Annotated in this window: 13 protein-coding genes and 2 tRNA genes; 6 read left to right on the top strand and 9 right to left on the bottom strand. The window is 44.2% G+C overall.

The window, feature by feature from the left end:
- Positions 1-25: 25 nt before the first annotated feature.
- A complete protein-coding gene (locus L0992_11270; GenBank protein XGB66297.1) occupies positions 26-307 on the top strand; it encodes a DUF1315 family protein in 282 nt (93 codons plus the stop codon).
- Positions 308-450: 143 nt separating this feature from the next.
- Here L0992_11270 and ansA read toward each other — a convergent pair whose 3' ends face one another.
- Positions 451-1,467: an asparaginase gene (gene ansA / locus L0992_11265; protein XGB66296.1), complete on the bottom strand. Its 1,017-nt coding sequence runs from the start codon at positions 1,465-1,467 to the stop codon at positions 451-453.
- Positions 1,468-1,585: 118 nt separating this feature from the next.
- Complete coding sequence (gene sppA, locus L0992_11260; GenBank protein ID XGB66295.1) at positions 1,586-3,436, bottom strand: signal peptide peptidase SppA; 1,851 nt, start codon at positions 3,434-3,436, stop codon at positions 1,586-1,588.
- 279 nt (positions 3,437-3,715) lie between these two features.
- Here sppA and L0992_11255 point away from each other — a divergent pair, with 279 nt between their 5' ends.
- Both L0992_11255 and L0992_11250 read left to right on the top strand, forming a co-directional pair.
- A complete protein-coding gene (locus L0992_11255; GenBank protein XGB66294.1) occupies positions 3,716-5,725 on the top strand; it encodes an NADPH-dependent 2,4-dienoyl-CoA reductase in 2,010 nt (669 codons plus the stop codon).
- A gap of 207 nt (positions 5,726-5,932) precedes the next feature.
- Positions 5,933-6,481, top strand: a complete 549-nt coding sequence (locus L0992_11250) for an NAD(P)H nitroreductase (protein XGB66293.1) — start codon at positions 5,933-5,935, stop codon at positions 6,479-6,481.
- A 48-nt stretch (positions 6,482-6,529) separates the two neighbouring features.
- Here the strand turns inward: L0992_11250 and L0992_11245 are convergent, their stop codons facing one another.
- Entirely contained in the window at positions 6,530-8,089 is a 1,560-nt protein-coding gene (locus tag L0992_11245) for a KAP family NTPase (protein ID XGB66292.1), read from the bottom strand.
- Positions 8,090-8,383: 294 nt separating this feature from the next.
- Here L0992_11245 and L0992_11240 point away from each other — a divergent pair, with 294 nt between their 5' ends.
- On the top strand, positions 8,384-10,360 hold the full coding sequence (locus tag L0992_11240) for a DNA topoisomerase III (protein XGB66291.1): 1,977 nt from the start codon (positions 8,384-8,386) through the stop codon (positions 10,358-10,360).
- Positions 10,361-10,399: 39 nt separating this feature from the next.
- Here L0992_11240 and L0992_11235 read toward each other — a convergent pair whose 3' ends face one another.
- Both L0992_11235 and L0992_11230 read right to left on the bottom strand, forming a co-directional pair.
- Positions 10,400-11,401 (bottom strand): DUF3080 domain-containing protein, encoded by a 1,002-nt coding sequence (locus L0992_11235; protein XGB66290.1) that lies wholly within the window; start codon positions 11,399-11,401, stop codon positions 10,400-10,402.
- 7 nt (positions 11,402-11,408) lie between these two features.
- Positions 11,409-12,095 carry an SDR family oxidoreductase gene (locus L0992_11230; GenBank protein XGB66289.1) on the bottom strand — a complete coding sequence of 229 codons (687 nt, stop codon included), beginning with the start codon at positions 12,093-12,095 and terminating at the stop codon, positions 11,409-11,411.
- A gap of 261 nt (positions 12,096-12,356) precedes the next feature.
- On the opposite strand from L0992_11230, the gene L0992_11225 reads away from it, so the two are divergent.
- Positions 12,357-13,277: a histone deacetylase gene (locus L0992_11225; protein XGB66288.1), complete on the top strand. Its 921-nt coding sequence runs from the start codon at positions 12,357-12,359 to the stop codon at positions 13,275-13,277.
- Between the two features lie 66 nt (positions 13,278-13,343).
- Here the strand turns inward: L0992_11225 and L0992_11220 are convergent.
- The 4 genes from L0992_11220 to L0992_11205 form a co-directional block, all read right to left on the bottom strand.
- Positions 13,344-13,434, bottom strand: a tRNA-Ser gene (locus L0992_11220).
- A 372-nt stretch (positions 13,435-13,806) separates the two neighbouring features.
- Positions 13,807-13,897: transfer RNA gene (locus L0992_11215), tRNA-Ser, on the bottom strand.
- Between the two features lie 138 nt (positions 13,898-14,035).
- Entirely contained in the window at positions 14,036-15,844 is a 1,809-nt protein-coding gene (locus tag L0992_11210; protein ID XGB66287.1) for a DUF3413 domain-containing protein, read from the bottom strand.
- 28 nt (positions 15,845-15,872) lie between these two features.
- The gene (locus L0992_11205) at positions 15,873-16,100 is read right to left on the bottom strand and encodes a YejL family protein (GenBank protein XGB66286.1); all 228 of its coding nucleotides are present in this window, start codon (positions 16,098-16,100) and stop codon (positions 15,873-15,875) included.
- A gap of 84 nt (positions 16,101-16,184) precedes the next feature.
- Between L0992_11205 and yejK the strand changes: the two genes are divergently transcribed.
- Complete coding sequence (yejK, locus tag L0992_11200; protein ID XGB66285.1) at positions 16,185-17,189, top strand: nucleoid-associated protein YejK; 1,005 nt, start codon at positions 16,185-16,187, stop codon at positions 17,187-17,189.
- Positions 17,190-17,193 lie beyond the last annotated feature (4 nt).

Below are 17,193 nucleotides of genomic sequence, written 5' to 3'. Positions count from 1 at the left end.
AAATTGTTAAAACTAAGGCTCTACCATGGATGCAGAACAACTTCTTAGCGCAATGACACCCGAGGTCTACGAACGTTTAACTTACGCAGTTGAGACGGGTAAATGGCCAGAAGGTACGGCGCTCTCAAAAGAACAGCGCGACTCGTGTATGCAAGCGGTTATGTTGTACCAATCTAAACATAACTCTGAAGCTCAGCACATGACAATTGCAGCTGGTGGTGAGATTAGCTTTAAATCTAAGTCTGAACTCAAGAAACAGTTTAAGTCAGACCAAGAAGATATTGTTAGGGTTAACCCGAATCATTAAGCTTAAATTACAACAAAGGGGTGGCAATGTGCCACCCCTTTTGCTGTTAAGCCGTTTATTTATAAGCAGTAAAACGATTTAGTTCACGTTAAACCGTTTTAATCGCATTCAAGCGTTCTGTTTATTCGAATTTAAGCGAAGGCTTATAAGCTCATCTCACCACGCAACACTTGTTGCATCTGAGTCTTCACTTCTTCATAGCTTAGGTTCTGGCTTAATAGATAGTGTAATTTCGCCAACGCCGCTTCTGGTGTCATATCATAACCGCTAACAACGCCTGCTTCTGCAAGAGCACAACCCGTCGCGTAACCACCCATGTTCACCTTACCCGCCAAACATTGAGTTAAGTTCACCACTATCACACCGCGCTCAGATGCGTCTTTTAGGTGTTGAAGTAATTCTGGGTTTTGTGGGGCATTACCAACACCAAAAGTAAGCAGAATCATTGCGTTAACAGGCTGTAGTAGCGTGTTACGGATTACTTCGTGTGAGATGCCCGGATACATAGTGATTACGCCGATAGGTTGCGGAGTAATGTTATGAACCTTGAACGCACCTTTAGGTTGCTCATTTACCACAACGTTATTGCTAATTTGGATATTGATACCCGCTTCTAGCAATGGGTTAAGGTTTGGAGATGTAAACGCATTGAAGCCATCAGCGTGAGATTTGGTGCTGCGGTTACCACGCATCAACTTGTTGTTGAAGAACAGTGTCACTTCATTGATTGGGTAGTTAGCCGCAATGTGCAGGGCATTCAGTAGGTTTGCTTGTCCGTCTGAACGTAGCTCTGCCAGAGGGATCTGAGAGCCAGTTACAATCACTGGTTTGCCAAGGTTTTCTAACATGAACGACAGCGCAGAAGCGGTGTAGGCCATTGTGTCAGTACCGTGCAGGATAACGAAACCATCGTACTTATCGTAGTTCGCGCGAATGTCATCAGCGATAGTCTGCCAATCCAATGGTGTCATGTCTGACGAATCCATTAATGGAGAGTATTCATGAATGGTGTATTCAGGCATCTCTGGTCGATGGAATTCAGGCATGCCAGCGAGCTGCTTGTCCATGAAACCTGCGACTGGAACATAACCGTGGTCAATAGACTTTTGCATGCCAATTGTGCCGCCGGTGTACGCGATATAGATGTGTTTTCTTTCCATGGCGATTAATACTTAGTGTGATGTAGGGAACAGGTGGGCGATTATAGCGAATTATCATGCAATAAAAAGAGGCGCCTAACACACAGGCGCCTCTTGATTATTGAGTTATTGATTTAACTTATTGAACTTGGCAGTTTAGGCAGAATGCGTAACGGCCTTGTGGGTCGTTAAAGTTGCCTAATAGTTGGCTATCTTGTGCTAACTGCTGCGTAACAGGCTGTAAACTGCTTGGAATCATTGACTGAATATCTAGGCCAATCGACATCTGAACTTGGTTCATAAATTCTTGAATAAATTGTTCAGTTGCTGAAAGTGGCTTTTCTACCCAGTAAATGTTGTAGCTTTCAAGCTCTGCAAGTGACGCCGCTGCTGCAATTGCATCGTCAAAGTCTCCAATCTCATCGACTAAGCCTTTCTGCATCGCATCTTGACCTGTCCATACACGGCCTTGAGCGATCTCATCGACAGCATTAACGTCCATGCCACGATTTTCTCCAACCAAGCTGATGAAACGGCGGTAACCATTTTCAATACCCATTTGGAAAGCGTCTTTTGCCCCATCAGTTAAACCAGTTGTGATACCAAGGCCAGAGAAAGGTGAAGTGCCCACGCCATCGGTGTAAACGCCGATATCGTTCAAGCCTTTCTCAAAGGTCGTGATAACACTGAAGATACCAATCGAGCCTGTTAGTGTGGTCGGTTGAGCTAAGATCTTGTCTGCGCCCATTGAGATCCAGTAACCACCAGAAGCCGCAAGGCTAGACATAGAAACCACTACAGGTTTACCCGCTTGCTTGATCGCTTCGATTTCATTGCGAATAACTTCAGAAGCAAAGGCACTGCCACCTGGGCTGTCTACACGAAGTACAACCGCTTTTACTTTGTCGTCATTACGAGCTTGGCGAAGTAGGGCTGCAGTGGTATCACCACCAACAGTGCCGCGAGGTTGTTTACCATCCATAATGGCACCGCTTGCCACAATCACAGCAACGTCGTGTGATTCACTGTTCATGTCTGGAAGCATAGTTGTACGATATTCGTAGTAACCAAATGCGTTGTAGCTGTCTTGACCGTCACTGCCGAACACGTCTGCAAGCTCAAGTCGAACTTGTTGGCGGGTTGCTAGCTCATCCACTAAGCCCAGTTTTTCGGCCAGTTTCGCAATATCACCATCAACGGACTCAAGCTCTTTTAAGAAAGTGTCCATGCTTGGGTTCAGCGTTTTCGCGTCGATTTGGCGGTTGTGGCTCACATCGTCAACGTAAGCACCCCATAGCTGGCCTAACCAACGAGAAGCGGACTCTTTTGCTGCGTCTGACATGTCATCACGAATGAAAGGTTCGATGGCAGACTTATAAGTACCTACACGGAACACATGGGTGTTCACATCTAGTTTCTCTAATAAGGTTTTGTAGTAAAGCGAGTAAGCGCTGTAGCCTTTGAGAAGCACACCACCATCTGGCGATAAGTATACTTTGGTCGCGTAGCTGGCTAGGTAGTATTGGCTTTGGTTGTAGAAATCACCCACCGCATAAATCGGCTTACCCGCTGCTTTAAACTCGTTCAGTGCCTTAGCAATGTAACGAAGCTTGGTCAGGTTAGTTTCTGGTAGCTCTTTAAGCGCTAACACAATGCCCGTTACGTTCTCGTCATCTTTGGCATAGCGAATCGTTTCAACGATATCAAACAGAACGTTCTCTTTTGGAAGGTCTTTACCAAGCAGTGAACCTGTCACGGAATCCATAGGATTGATGTAGCGGCTTTGCTCTACAATCGGACCAGAAAGGTTCAGCACCAAAGCGGATTGCTGTGGAACCGTTGGCTGAGCCGTATCTGAGTGGAAGTACACAAAGTAGATGATGGCAATACTGAGTAAAAAGATGATGTTAACAAGCGCAAGACGCACAAACGTAATGAGCTTCCAAATCCCTTTAAAGATCATGCCTATAAATTTGAATATTTTTTTCATTCTGTCTCCGCAGTGAGATCACGTCGCTTTAACAAGCAGTAATACCATTAATCTCAATAATATGAACTGCTTAGTATCCTACGATAATTCCCAAGCTCAAACTACACCAAGAATTGTTAATCGATATATATTCTCATTAAGTGTAGTCAGATTAAGGGCTTCTGAACGATTAATACGCTCTGCATTATGATCGGTGTTACAAAAATGTAAACGGTTGTTTGAACTTTTGGTAATTGAACTATACTGTGGTCAGACCACAAGGATAAAATAATAGAAGTGATGTCTGCCATGTACCCACATTTACTTGAACCACTCGATCTTGGATTTACTCAGTTACGTAACCGTGTATTGATGGGATCAATGCACACAGGTTTAGAAGAAAATAAAGAAGGCCTACACAAACTCGCCGCGTTTTATGAAGAGCGAGCAAAAGGAGGCGTTGGTCTTATTGTTACCGGTGGTTTCTCTCCTAATTTACGTGGCAGATTAACCCCATTCAGTGCTGAATTCAGTAAAGTAAAGCACGCTAAAGCGCACCAAGTTGTTACCGAAGCCGTCCACAAGCACGGCGGTAAAATTGCGCTTCAACTATTGCATGCAGGTCGCTATGCGATGCACCCATTCGCGCAAAGTGCTTCTGGCATTAAAGCGCCTATCGCTAAGTTCGCTCCAAGTGAGATGAGCCCTCGCCAAATCAAGAAGACCATTGGTGCCTTTGCCAACAGTGCCGAGCTCGCGCAAGTCGCGGGCTATGATGGCATTGAGATCATGGGATCTGAAGGTTACTTGATTAACCAATTCATTTGTAAACGTACCAATATGCGTTACGACGAATGGGGCGGTTCTTATGAGAAGCGTATGCGTTTCCCCCTGGAGATCGTTAAATCGATTCGTGAAGCCGTGGGTGACGACTTCATTATTATTTTCCGATTGTCGATGCTCGATTTGGTTGAGCAAGGCAGCACCTTTGAAGATGTTGTTCTATTGGCTCAAAAGCTGGAAGAAGCAGGCGTTACCATTATCAATACGGGTATCGGTTGGCACGAAGCACGTATTCCGACTATCGCGACACAAGTACCTCGCGGCGCGTTCTCATGGGTAACCGAGAAAGTTAAACCGCACGTTTCTATTCCGGTGATCACTTGTAACCGAATCAACACACCAGAAGAAGCAGAACGTATTCTTAGCTCTGGGCAGGCTGATATGGTGTCTATGGCTCGTCCGTTCTTGGCGGACCCTGATTTCGTCAACAAAGCAGCTCAAGACCAAGCTCAGTTCATCAATACCTGTATCGGTTGTAACCAAGCTTGTTTAGATAACGTGTTTAAAGGCAAACGCGCGAGCTGTTTGGTTAACCCACGCGCGTGCTACGAAACGGAAATTGTTGTTCAGCCAGCGCAAGCGACTAAAACTATTGCGGTTGTGGGCGCAGGCCCTGCAGGTTTAGCTTGTGCGACAACGTTAGCGCAGCGCGGACACAAGGTTGACTTGATTGAGAAAAATGACCGTATCGGTGGCCAGTTCAGATTGGCAATGCAGATCCCGGGCAAAGAAGAGTTCAGAGAAACGATTCGTTATTTTGCGAACCAAATCGACGCATCGGGCGTGAATTTGAAGCTAGATACCGAAGCAACGTTTGAGATGTTGTTGAAGTACGATGAGGTCGTGATGGCGGCTGGCGTAGAGCCGAGAAAGCTCGATATTGAGGGGATCGACCAAGAAAACGTGGTCGATTACCAAACCTTGATTCGCGAAAAGACACCAGTAGGCGAAAAGGTCGCGATTGTTGGGGCTGGTGGTATCGGTGTCGATGTGGCAACCATGCTGACTGAGCCGACTTCACACAGCCTAGACGATTGGCTGCATGAGTGGGGCATCGATAAGAATATGGAACACCCAGGCGGACTTTACCCTTACCCTGATTCGTTCAGCGATAAAACGGTGTGGGTGATGCAGCGTAAAGCGGGTCGTGTTGGTAAAGGCCCGGGCAAAACAACGGGCTGGATTCACAAGCGCACACTAGAAAAACGTGGTGTGAATCTACTGGGTGGCGTGAGCTACAACAAGATTGATGACCAAGGTCTGCATATCAGCGTTGGTAAGCAAGATCAGGTACTTGATGCCGATTCTGTAATTGTGTGTGCAGGCCAAGTGTCGGTTCGTCCATTCGAAGACATGTGGCAAGAGTTCGGTGGCAAACTGCACGTGATAGGCGGTGCCGATTATGCCGGTGAGCTAGATGCAGTACGTGCTATCCGTCAAGGTGTTGAGCTAGCGATTAAGTTATAGAGTCAGCTATCAAACGGTAATTTTATCGGAAGACATTGTTATTTAGTTTGCTGAGTTAGATTTTGAACAAGGCTCCTAAGTCATCGATTTAGGAGCCTTTATTGTTTCTAATCGAGCCCAAATGGGCAGTGGTTGAGATTTATTATCGTTTGTATTCTGTGCTAAAGTTCAAGTATACAAATAATAAAGAAATAGTAAGGACTTCAAATGGATGCTTTGGATCTATTGCTCAACAGACGCTCTATCGCAAAACTCTCTGATCCGGCACCTGAAGGTGTAGCGTTAGAAAACATCATCAAAGCGGGCTTACGTGCTCCTGACCACGGTGCACTAACACCTTGGCGCTTTGTTATCGCGCAAGGTTCAGGGCTACAAAAACTTTCTGATATCTTGGTTCGTGCCGCTGAAGCGGATGAAAGCGAAGAAGCGGTCATTGAGAAAGTGAAAAAGGCACCGTTTCGAGCACCTATGGTGATTACCGTGATTGCTAAAGTGACTGAGCACGAGAAAGTACCAGCGATTGAACAACACCTTTCTGCAGGTTGCGCGGCGCAAGCGATGCAAATGGCAGCTGTCGCTCAAGGTTTCCAAGGTTTTTGGCGTTCAGGTAAATGGATGTTCCACCCAGAAGTACATCAAGCATTTGGCCTAGAAGGCGACGACGAGATCGTTGGTTTCCTATACTTAGGTACTCCGGGCTGTACACCAATGAAAGTACCTGAGCGTGACTTCTCTAAGTTTGTTGAGTTCTTATAGAGATTATCAAGAAAACAGCCCAGTAAGGGCTGTTGCTTTAGATAGATATTAGTTTGTGATGGTCGACGATAGTTCGACAGCTTTGAAGTAATCATCCCTTGTCCAGATTCTATGATTTCCAACTCCTTTATCTATGAGCTTGCGGAAAACCATTAGTGCGTGGTCGACTCGTTTATCTGACTCAGATTGTATTTGTTGTCGGTTTCTACTTCTATTTGCCACGTTATTGTCATTCAGAACTTTTAAAGCAACATGCCCTTCATTGACCGTAAATTGATTTTGTTGCGGGGTTGACAAGAATTCGTTTACAAACGTCCAAGAAAAATTATACAGGCTTCTTAAATAGTCTAAGTATTGGGCATTATCTGGTTCTAGCTTTTTTAACTCGTTTTGATATTTCACTGTGGAAATTCTAACTATGTCGTCTATTCCAATATTATTTTTCGCTTTAAATTCAGCGCTTAATTGGTATTTTTCTGTCAAGGCTTTCTTTCTTGCGTAGTAACATTCATTGAATTCAATACTGTCGTACTCACCAATAAGTTGCATCAACAATCTGCTATCAAGGTATCGATTTTCTGTATCTAGTTCGTACAAAATGCAAGATTCAAACTTTCTGAAAACCTGCTCCATTCTCCTCAAGGATAGGTTGTACATGATGCTTACTTCATTTAACAAACGACTTAAATAATCGGGTGAATACTCTAGACAATCAAACGTACCGATATTCTGTTTTAGATTCTTTAATATCGTGTCTTGTGCCAGTAGTTTCGCAAAGAGTCCTTTATCTGGTTCAGGTAGGGCTGCGCTTCTATTGAAGAACCTCGATAGGTATTCAGTTCCATCAAATTCTGAACCATATACGGCTTTGATTGAATGGCTTAGTTGGTTTGTATCAGTTGCGACAACAAAGATGTAGTTATCCAAAGAAAAGAAGTGCTTAATTGTTTCAAGCATTTCAATTGCATAGGTAGGGCGACACCTATCCAGTTCATCGACTAATACAAACACCTTTCGTTTCCCTTCCGGAAAACAATTTACATAGTGTGTTAGTGCTAATTTACAGTCGTTTAGTGCACTCAACTGATTCTTGTAATTATCAGTTAGGTTTCTACCTACAACCACTTCTTCTTCATCTTTGAATGTGGCAATCTTGGCTAGATCAACTATTGTGGCATTATCGAACTTTTCTGATGCGTAATTTCCTACTCCAATAGCTGCTACATTCCATAGTTTCTTTGAGTACTTACCAAGTACTTTTAATAGTTTTTGTTCTTTGTCTTCGGCATCAATCATTGGGTTCAATTGTTTGAACTGTTCGATCATTTCACTAATAACGACAAGCAAAGGGTCATTGCTAAAATCCGACTTCCAAGCGTCTATGTAGATAACCGGATATTTATGTTCGAAGCGGAGATCTGAATACACCTGCTTTAAGAAGTGTGTTTTACCTGTTCCCCAAGAGCCATTGAGGTTCAAAACAAGTGGCTTAGTTTGGCTTCTGAGGTATGAAGATAGGTAAGAACCATATTCTTTATTGTTCAGTCCGCACTTATTAAAAGAGTACTTTTCTTTCCAACAATCGAATCTGCTTACTTCTTTCGTCATTACACAACCCTACACAATTAAAATTGGTTCATATTGTGTGGGATTATATAAGAGTAAGTGTGGGTAAGTAACTGATTTAGAGGGTAAGGGAAAAAACAACACACTAGTTGGTTGCTTCAGTCATTAAGTCATTAACGTGTTTGCTAAGCCCCATATGGTTAATGGTACTAGCAAATAATCTGATAACAGGTAGTGAATAGTGGAATGCTAACTGTATAAACAACCAGTTTTTCTTGATTTATTAGGGTCACATTAGATAATGTGGCCCTAATTGTTTGTAGCATCTGGAAAAACATGTCTCGCCTTATTATTGCTGAAAAACCAAGCCTCGGCCGCGCGATCGCCGCTGCACTGCCTAATCCACAGAAGAAAGACCAAGGGTTTATCAAATGTGGCAATGGGGATGTGGTGACTTGGTGTATTGGACACTTATTGGAGCAGGTTGAGCCAGATGCTTATGACGACCGTTATAAGAAATGGAACTTGGCCGATCTTCCTATCGTGCCAGAGCAGTGGCAGCTAAGACCTCGTAAGACATCGAGTAAACAGCTCACGGTGATCCGAAAGCTATTGAAGGACGCTACTCAAATCGTTCACGCCGGAGACCCAGACAGAGAAGGGCAGCTACTGGTTGATGAAGTGATCGATTACTGCAAAGTCTCTAAGGCTAAGAAAGAGTCGATGGACAGGCTACTGATTAGTGACTTGAACTTACCTGCCGTAAAACGTGCGCTCTCTCAAATGCGCAGTAACAGCGACTTTATCCCACTATCTATTTCTGCGTTAGCACGCTCTAGAGCCGATTGGTTGTATGGCATGAATATGACTCGCGCCTATACTTTGCTTGGTCAAAAAGCCGGTTACCAAGGCGTCTTGTCGGTAGGGCGTGTGCAGACTCCAGTACTTGGCTTGGTGGTGAGGCGTGATGAAGAAATCGAGAACTTCATTCCGAAAGATTATTTCACTCTACATGCTTTGATTCCTTATCAAAATAACGGTCAGAGCTTTGATATTCGTGCTCGTTGGAAACCAAGCGAAGCATGTAAGCCGTGGCAAGATGAAGAGGGCCGTGTGCTTAATCGCAAGTTGGTTGAGAACGTTGCTCAGCGTATCGCGAACCAACCTGCAACAGTGACGGAATCAGAGCAGAAGCAAAGCAAACAAGCCGCGCCGCTTCCTTATTCGTTGTCTGCGTTGCAGATTGATGCGTCTAAACGTTTTGGCATGAGTGCTCAGCAGGTATTAGACACTTGTCAGTCTTTATATGAGAAACACAAACTCATTACTTACCCACGTTCTGATAGCCGTTATCTTCCTAAAGAACACTACTCTCAGCGAGAGTCGATCGTAGACGCCATCGCTAACAATGCGAAAGAGCTGCAAAGTGGTGCTCAAGGCGCAGATCTTTCACTTAAATCAAAAGCATGGAACGACAGTAAGGTTGATGCTCACCACGCGATTATTCCTACTCCGAAGAAATCATCGGTAAATGGTTTGTCTGCCAATGAGATGAAAATCTATCAACAAATCGCCCGCCAGTATCTGATGCAGTTCTATCTACCGGCTGTGTTTGCGGATGCTAAGTTAGTGTTTGATATCGCTGGTGGTGTGTTCATCGCGAAAGGGCGTCAGCTTATCAACCCAGGCTGGAAAGTGTTGAAGGGCAAAACGGATACCGAAGAGAAAGGTGATGGTACTGATACGGTTCCTCCGTTAGATAAAGGGACTGTGCTCACCTGTCGTGAAGGTGTGATTGGCGATAAGAAAACCGAGCCGCCAAAACACTTTACGGAAGCGACATTGCTACAAGCGATGACAGGTATCGCGCGTTTTGTTGCGAACAAAGACCTCAAAGCCATTTTGAAAGAGACTGATGGCCTTGGCACTGAAGCGACTCGTGCGGGCATTCTGGATACGCTATTCAAAAGGCAACTGCTAACGCGCCAAGGTAAGAGTATTCATAGTAGCCCTGCTGGTAGAGGCTTGATCCATGCCTTACCTGAGGATTCGACCTTTCCAGACATGACGGCACATTGGGAGCACCAGTTGCAAGGCATGGCAGAACGAAATCAAGCGTATCAACCTTTCATGCAAGCGTTAGAAAGCAAGATTGATGGTTTGATGGGCAAGGTAAAAACGGGCGAAGTTCCTGAATCTCTGCGCCATCTTCCTAAAGTTGAGAGACCCGCTTTTAAACGCCGTAAAGGCGGTGGTGCGAAGAAAGCTTATGCCAAGAAAGGTACCTATGCTAAAAAAGGCACTAAAAGCTAGGAACTGAGAGCAAACAGCTGTTCATTGGCGATACTGGAATTAACGACCGACTTTGCGTCCGCAGCGCTTAAACAGCTGTTGCCAATAATCAACATGGCGGCGAGTGGATGATCGAAAGGCTTGATGCGCATCTTGGATGGGAAAGTAATAACTGTGCAGGTCAGGTTGCGCGTCAAACATCCCTAGTTGCGGGGCTAACTGCTGGTAAAAGCCATCCAGCTGCGCCATGTAAGGCTGAACCTTACCTATGTATTGCTGCTCGAATACATTGTTGAGATAACGAAACTTAGTGGTGTCTCGCTGCTTCCCGCAGATGATGTTGGCATCAAAAGTAGTGAGTTGCTTGGTGATGGTATCAAGCTCAGCTGAGGCACGGGCGAGCGAGTAGTATAAATCCCCGAGCGTAGAGCTCTTCTCTAATACTTCTTGAACCTCAGTAGTCTTGCCTGAAACGAGCGGAACGTTTAACGCTTGATTGATATGTTCTAAGGCATCACCGGTTTGTCTTACCTGATCGCCGATATCAGCACGTAACCACTGACTACCACGCATTTGCGACTGCATCGCTTCACTGGCATAGATTAGATTCCATTGGTGTAGTGGAAATTGTGCGAGTTTCTGTTGCTCGATTTCTCTGAGTAATTTTATGATCTCTGGATCTAAATCATTATTAGATAAACACTTACCAACACCTTCCAGTAGAGCGACTTGATAATCGTAATTCCGGAACTCGTCGGCGACTTTTCCAAGTACGGAATTTCTTTCTGCAATCAGATTGAATAACCCACATTGTCGAAGTTGATAACTGTCGATGAGACCGATAGAAAGTGAGGGCACGTCAAGAAACAGCTCTCGCTTTCTCGGTAGGTTTTCAAACTCCCAGTCATCATTGAGTTCTTTTGCATCTTGTACTCTGGCGACCTTAGTTTGATAGTCGTCGAACAAGTCGCCGGGGCCATCACTGAAACAGCCAGCTAGCATCACTGTCAGACAAAACAGTGTTGAGTGCTTAACTAGGTTTGAGAGAGGCCCTGCATTCATCTGTGGATCACCAGTCTATTTCGCTGCCATCGAAATTGAAGAAGTGACCACTCACTTCGGTATTCGCTGACTCGATGACTTTAATAAGGCCGGATGCTGAAGTGTCGGTGTCGATCAGAGCATTCGGCCCGCCCATTTCAGTCTGTACCCAACCTGGGTGCAGTGCTAACACTGTAAAGCCATTCTCGGTTAAGTCGTTGCTTAGGCTCTTCACCACGGAGTTTAGAGCGGCTTTAGAGGAGCGATAGATATAACCGCCGCCTGAGGTGTTCTCAGTCATACTGCCGACTCTAGAGGATAAACAAGCGACCTTTTTGATATCGCTGTCTTCTAATAAAGGCAATAGCGTTTCGACAAGTTTCAGCGGAGCAATAGTGTTGACTTCAAAAACACGACGCCACTCTTCGACATCGGTATTACCCAGCCCATAACCTTTAGGACCATAGTAGCCAGCGTTGTTGAGCAAGATATCAATCGGTTCCATTTGCGAGGGGAGTTGGCCTACTGCTTGGTAATCGGTTATCTCTAATTGAATGCAGGTTAGGTTGCTGTTGTGCTTTGCGAGTGAGAGCAGTTCTTTTGCTGAATTGGCTTCACGATAAGTCGCGTATACCTTGTGGTTACCTTTCAAGTACTGCTGAGTCAGGCTTAAGCCAATGCCGCGGTTCGCTCCAGTAATAAAAATTACGCTCATGGTGATTCCTTTTCAGTTCAATTAGTTAAGTTTGATGGCTTAACACGAGAAAATCAACGCTCCACCAACTGGCCATTAACATTCCTACAAAAATCATTACTGCTGTTACTGAGCCGCAGATCACCCCAAAGATGAGTATTAGGTTTCTCATTGCTGTCTCTTTTTGAAATTTAATATAATGATAACCATTATCATTAATTAAGGTTGTCGCCTAGGCTGAGACTGTTATGATTTTGAGAAAGATACGCAATTAACCTGATTATGATTCCTTTAATTTACCACCCAATCTATTCGCAGTTACCTTTACCAGAAGGTCACCGTTACCCAATCAACAAATATCAGTTGTTATATAGTGCTGTTGAGAAACGAATGGATAGCGAACCTCGATGGAAGAGCAAGTTTGAAGTGTTTCAACCAAAGCTGGTTTCGGTTGAGCAAGTAAAACAGGTACACGATAGTGACTATGTCGATTTACTTGTGTCTGGTAATTTGCCAGCGGCCAAAATGAGACGCATCGGGTTCCCGTGGAGTGAGCAACTGATCGAAAGGACACTCTACTCAAGTGGAGGAACTTGTTTAGCGGCTGAAATGGCCATAGAGAGTGGTTTAGCGATTCATTTGAGTGGTGGTTATCATCACGCACACCATGATTTTGGTAGCGGATTTTGTTTGTTGAACGATCTGGTTTTAGCGGCAAAACATGCGCTGACCTTTGAACATATCGATAAAGTGCTTATCGTCGACAGCGATGTTCATCATGGTGATGGCACTGCGACTCTTTGCCAAGAGAATGACGACATCATTACTTTGTCGTTCCACTGCGATAAAAACTTCCCTGCACGAAAACCGCTATCTGATTTAGATGTGCCGTTAAGTCGTGAAACAGAAGATAAAGAGTTTCTGCGTTGTTTTGAGCAAGTCACCAAGCTGGCGATTGCTCACCATCAACCTGATCTCATTATTTATGATGCGGGTATCGATATCCATCAAGACGATGAACTAGGCTATTTGAATGTGTCTACACAAGGGATATTTGAACGCGACTGCTTGATGATCGACTTAGCGAAATCAGAATCTATCCCGATGGCATGTGTTGTTGGTGGTGGCTATCGAACACAGCATGAAGATCTGGTTCCTATTCACATGCAATTATTGAAAGCGGCACTAGAAGTGAATGTTTGACGTGACAAACTCGGGTTTTCTCCAGATACAAAAAAGCCGCTGATTTCTCAGCGGCTTTCTTTAATGTGGTGGAGGGATAGGGATTTGAACCCTAGAACCGCTATTAACGGTTGCCGGTTTTCAAGACCGGTGCTTTCGACCACTCAGCCATCCCTCCGATGCCGCGTATAATATAAGGGAGGCTCTCGCTTGTAAATACCCTTATTAACTGACTGCTTTTTTTATGAACGCTTTTCGATGTTTTTGTGTTGAGTGGCTATTTATTATGCTTTTTTGATGGTTTTCTTATTGGTGTTCGCTAAATCGGGCTAAAGCGAGCAGTGCGAACATCTTAGGCTAGCGACATAACGGTGTAATGGTTGAAATGCTGGTGTGGACTTGTGAGTGAGTGACAAAGGAAGTGGAAGTTTGATGGTAATGCTATTGGGCAAGTTCTTTTGGATGATTAAGTTTGGTGATGAAGTACAAAGAGAAGTGATAAACCCCAGATGCAAAAAAGCCGCTGATTTCTCAGCGGCTTTCTTTAATGTGGTGGAGGGATAGGGATTTGAACCCTAGAACCGCTATTAACGGTTGCCGGTTTTCAAGACCGGTGCTTTCGACCACTCAGCCATCCCTCCAGTGGCGTGAATAATATAAGGGGCAGAGGACCTTGTAAACCCCTAATTTTCATAATTTTGTTCTGTTGCTTGTTTTCTAGTCATTAACGGCAATAAAAAAGGGAAGCCACTGGCTTCCCTTTTATTTTTGGTGATCATTTAATCATTTTTTGTGTAGAAACGCTGTAGCTCAGTGAGGCCTTGCATCAACACCGGTAAGCGAGGGCTTACGTTTTTCAGGCGCTTGTAATTCTGATCGTACAGTTTGTAGTTACCAAATTTATCTAACACAGTAGTTTGCTTGTCAGTAATCAGAGCAAGTTCACGAGAGTCACCCGCGAGAATCCACTTTCTCTTACGCTCATTAAACAGGCTGCGACCACTACTGAAATCAGTCGGACTTGAAGATACACCCAATAGCTCTTGCATCAGAGTTACTGATACGTCTAGATGACTAGAACGGTGAGTGTACTCAGAAGCAGACTTACCAGGCCAGCTGATAAACAGTGGTACTTGTAACTGATAACGACTGTAGTTGGAGTTTGCACCCCAGCTATTCGTTTTGGTTTCGTTAAACTCAGTACCGTGGTTAGAGGTAATGATTACAACCGTGTTGTCGGTTAGATCTAAGCGCTCTAGCTCCGCATAGATTGTTGCTAGCTGAGCATCGGCGGCTTGAGCTGATTTTTGATAGTCTGCAGTAAACCGTTCCGCTGTGGTTAATGTTGAGTTTGATTCAGAGCTTGAATCGTAGCTGGCGAAGTTATCCAGTGTGGTCAGTTCAATAAAGTTAAACCAAGGGCGCTTCGCTTGCGGTGATTGAATCCAGTCAGACCAAGCTTGTATTGCACTCTGGTCATCATACGTTGCCTGTTCTGGCATCACATCACGGCCTCGGAAGATGATATCCGAGTAAAGAGCATCGCTAAAGTTGTCGCCACTGAACGCAGCAAACTTGTACTTGTGATTATCTAAAACATCGAGTAATACCGCGCTAGAGCCTTGGGCTTCGATGCTGCTCGCGTAGCTGCTCGGAAGACCATAGAACAAACCGAAAATACCAAACATGTCGTTACTAGAACTGTAGTGGTTGGTGAAGTTGATCGACTGTTGTGCGAATGCATAGCTGCTAGGCATTGATGTTTCGTTCAGTGCGTCAGAGCGAAGGTTGTTCACACTCACCATCAGGATGTTCAGATCATCACTACGACGGTTGTACTGAATTTCTTCTAGTGGGTAGCTAACGAGGTTTACATTGCCTTTGTTCGCTTCCAAACGTTCTAGATATTCTTCACGGTCTAATAGACCATGTTTTTCCATAAAGCTTTTCGCTGTCATTGGATAAGACAGTGGGAAGTTCGCTTTCTGGCTAGTAATTGGGTTATAGAAATACGCATCAGCCCACATGTAGGTCAGGTGGCTGCTGATGAAACACAAGAAGAATACGGCAGTAATTGGACGGCCAATGTGTTTATGAGACAGTTTACGCTGCTTACGCCAAACCCATTCAGATAAGCCAAGCTGTAGCAAGAAGATGAGCGGCATAACAATGAAGAGGTGCTGCAAATCAGACGTGAATGCAGATTCCTCTCCACTGAATAAAACCTCCCACACAACAGGCGTCAGGTGGAGGTTTATATTTTGATACGTTTGGGTATCAATCAGTAGGACAGTTAAACCTATGGTCGCAAAACAAACCGCAACCAAACGTAATAACTTCCTCGACGGAAGAATAAAAGTGAGCGGGAACAGCACTAATAGATAGAGCGCGAACACTAAAAAGCCAAAATGACCAACCCACGATGCAGCCAAATAGAATTGACCTAGCAAGGTTTCTGGCCAAGCAGATTGAGTAATATAACGAGTACCAATCAACATCGCAGCAATGATGTTGAAAAATGCAAACCAGTGACCCCAACCAACCAGTCGAGATACACGATCGCTATATGAGTTTGCGCTGTCTACCATTTATAATTCTTTTATCCGTCAATCAAATTTAGTGAGACTTTTTATCTTCAAGAGAAGAAATTAAAGCCTCGGCAAATTTTTCAGCAATTCCTTTGCGTTGTGAAGCAGCAACATTCTGATTTAAGACATTGGTTGCGATATTTCCAGCGATCATCAGTGAAAGTTCTGGTGAAGCTTTGTGCTTAGATAGTACAGCACCTACTTCAGCTAGGATTTTTTCAACTTGATCATCTGTGTATTTAGATATAATCGGCATAAGGACTCTAATAATGATAGTAAAAGCGGCTTATGATAACCTACTATGCACGACAACTGAAACCTGAACGGTAATATTTTCACTATGAGCCTTCACCTTTCCAACGTAATTTTACACCAGCTGAGCAAGAACGATCAGGATGAACTGATTGTTAACTATCGTGCTGAATCTCTAGAAAACGATGCTTCATCTGAAAGTCTGGTTGCTGAACTTCACCGTGTTTTTAACTCAAAAGCAGGCAAAGGGTTTGGTTCTTTCAAATCTGACAGCGAATTTCAGCAGTGGTTGCACCAACTTCGTGCTGGTGAGACAAACTTTTACGATTTTTCTCAAAAGAGTGCGCAACGTCTAAAAGATGAGCTTTCAAAATACCCATTTGCTGACGAAGGTATCTTGGTAATGGCTGAATATCAGTCACTTGCAACAGATTATCTATTCATTGGTTTGCTGCCTTCAAACCAAAGCCTAAAGGTAACTGAAGGGCTAGATATTAGTGCGACGGATTACCTTGATATCTCAAAAATGGATATCGCGGCTCGCCTAGACCTTTCTACTTATGAGACTGATAAAGAGTCAAACCGTTATTTAACTTACATTAAAGGACGTGTTGGCCGTAAAGTCGCGGATTTCTTCTTAGATTTCTTACAAGCTGAAGTGGGTCTGGATGCGAAACAGCAAAACCAAGTACTGATGCAAGCGGTAGAAGATTTCGTTTCTGACTCTAAATTAGAAAAAGAAGAAGCGATCAGCTACAAAAAGCAGGTTGCGGATTACTGTAACGAGCAGCTTAAAGCGGGCGATGAAGTGCAAGTTCGTGAACTTTCTGGAGAGTTACCAGCAAGCACAGATGGCACAAGTTTCTTTGACTATACTAGTGAGCAAGGTTATGAGTTAGAAGACAGCTTCCCAGCCGATCGTGCAACTATGCGTAAACTAACAAAATTTGTTGGTGCTGGTGGCGGTTTGAATGTTAGTTTTGATAGTCTGCTTCTAGGCGAGCGTATCTTCTACGATCCGGAGACAGACACGCTAACAATTAAAGGCACACCACCGAACTTACGTGACCAGCTGACTCGCAATAAGTCATAGTCCG

Source organism: Vibrio pomeroyi, assembly GCA_041879425.1.
In the GTDB taxonomy this organism is placed as follows: Bacteria; Pseudomonadota; Gammaproteobacteria; order Enterobacterales; family Vibrionaceae; genus Vibrio; species Vibrio pomeroyi_A.
This window is presented reverse-complemented; position numbering and strand designations above follow the sequence as displayed.

Bases quoted from the DNA above. Each gene is read 5' to 3' on its own strand.
- L0992_11270 (XGB66297.1), top strand. From the start codon at position 26: ATGGATGCAGAACAACTTCTTAGCGCAATGACACCCGAGGTCTACGAA.
- ansA (XGB66296.1), bottom strand. From the start codon at position 1,467: ATGGAAAGAAAACACATCTATATCGCGTACACCGGCGGCACAATTGGC.
- sppA (XGB66295.1), bottom strand. From the start codon at position 3,436: ATGAAAAAAATATTCAAATTTATAGGCATGATCTTTAAAGGGATTTGG.
- L0992_11255 (XGB66294.1), top strand. From the start codon at position 3,716: ATGTCTGCCATGTACCCACATTTACTTGAACCACTCGATCTTGGATTT.
- L0992_11250 (XGB66293.1), top strand. From the start codon at position 5,933: ATGGATGCTTTGGATCTATTGCTCAACAGACGCTCTATCGCAAAACTC.
- L0992_11245 (XGB66292.1), bottom strand. From the start codon at position 8,089: ATGACGAAAGAAGTAAGCAGATTCGATTGTTGGAAAGAAAAGTACTCT.
- L0992_11240 (XGB66291.1), top strand. From the start codon at position 8,384: ATGTCTCGCCTTATTATTGCTGAAAAACCAAGCCTCGGCCGCGCGATC.
- L0992_11235 (XGB66290.1), bottom strand. From the start codon at position 11,401: ATGAATGCAGGGCCTCTCTCAAACCTAGTTAAGCACTCAACACTGTTT.
- L0992_11230 (XGB66289.1), bottom strand. From the start codon at position 12,095: ATGAGCGTAATTTTTATTACTGGAGCGAACCGCGGCATTGGCTTAAGC.
- L0992_11225 (XGB66288.1), top strand. From the start codon at position 12,357: ATGATTCCTTTAATTTACCACCCAATCTATTCGCAGTTACCTTTACCA.
- L0992_11210 (XGB66287.1), bottom strand. From the start codon at position 15,844: ATGGTAGACAGCGCAAACTCATATAGCGATCGTGTATCTCGACTGGTT.
- L0992_11205 (XGB66286.1), bottom strand. From the start codon at position 16,100: ATGCCGATTATATCTAAATACACAGATGATCAAGTTGAAAAAATCCTA.
- yejK (XGB66285.1), top strand. From the start codon at position 16,185: ATGAGCCTTCACCTTTCCAACGTAATTTTACACCAGCTGAGCAAGAAC.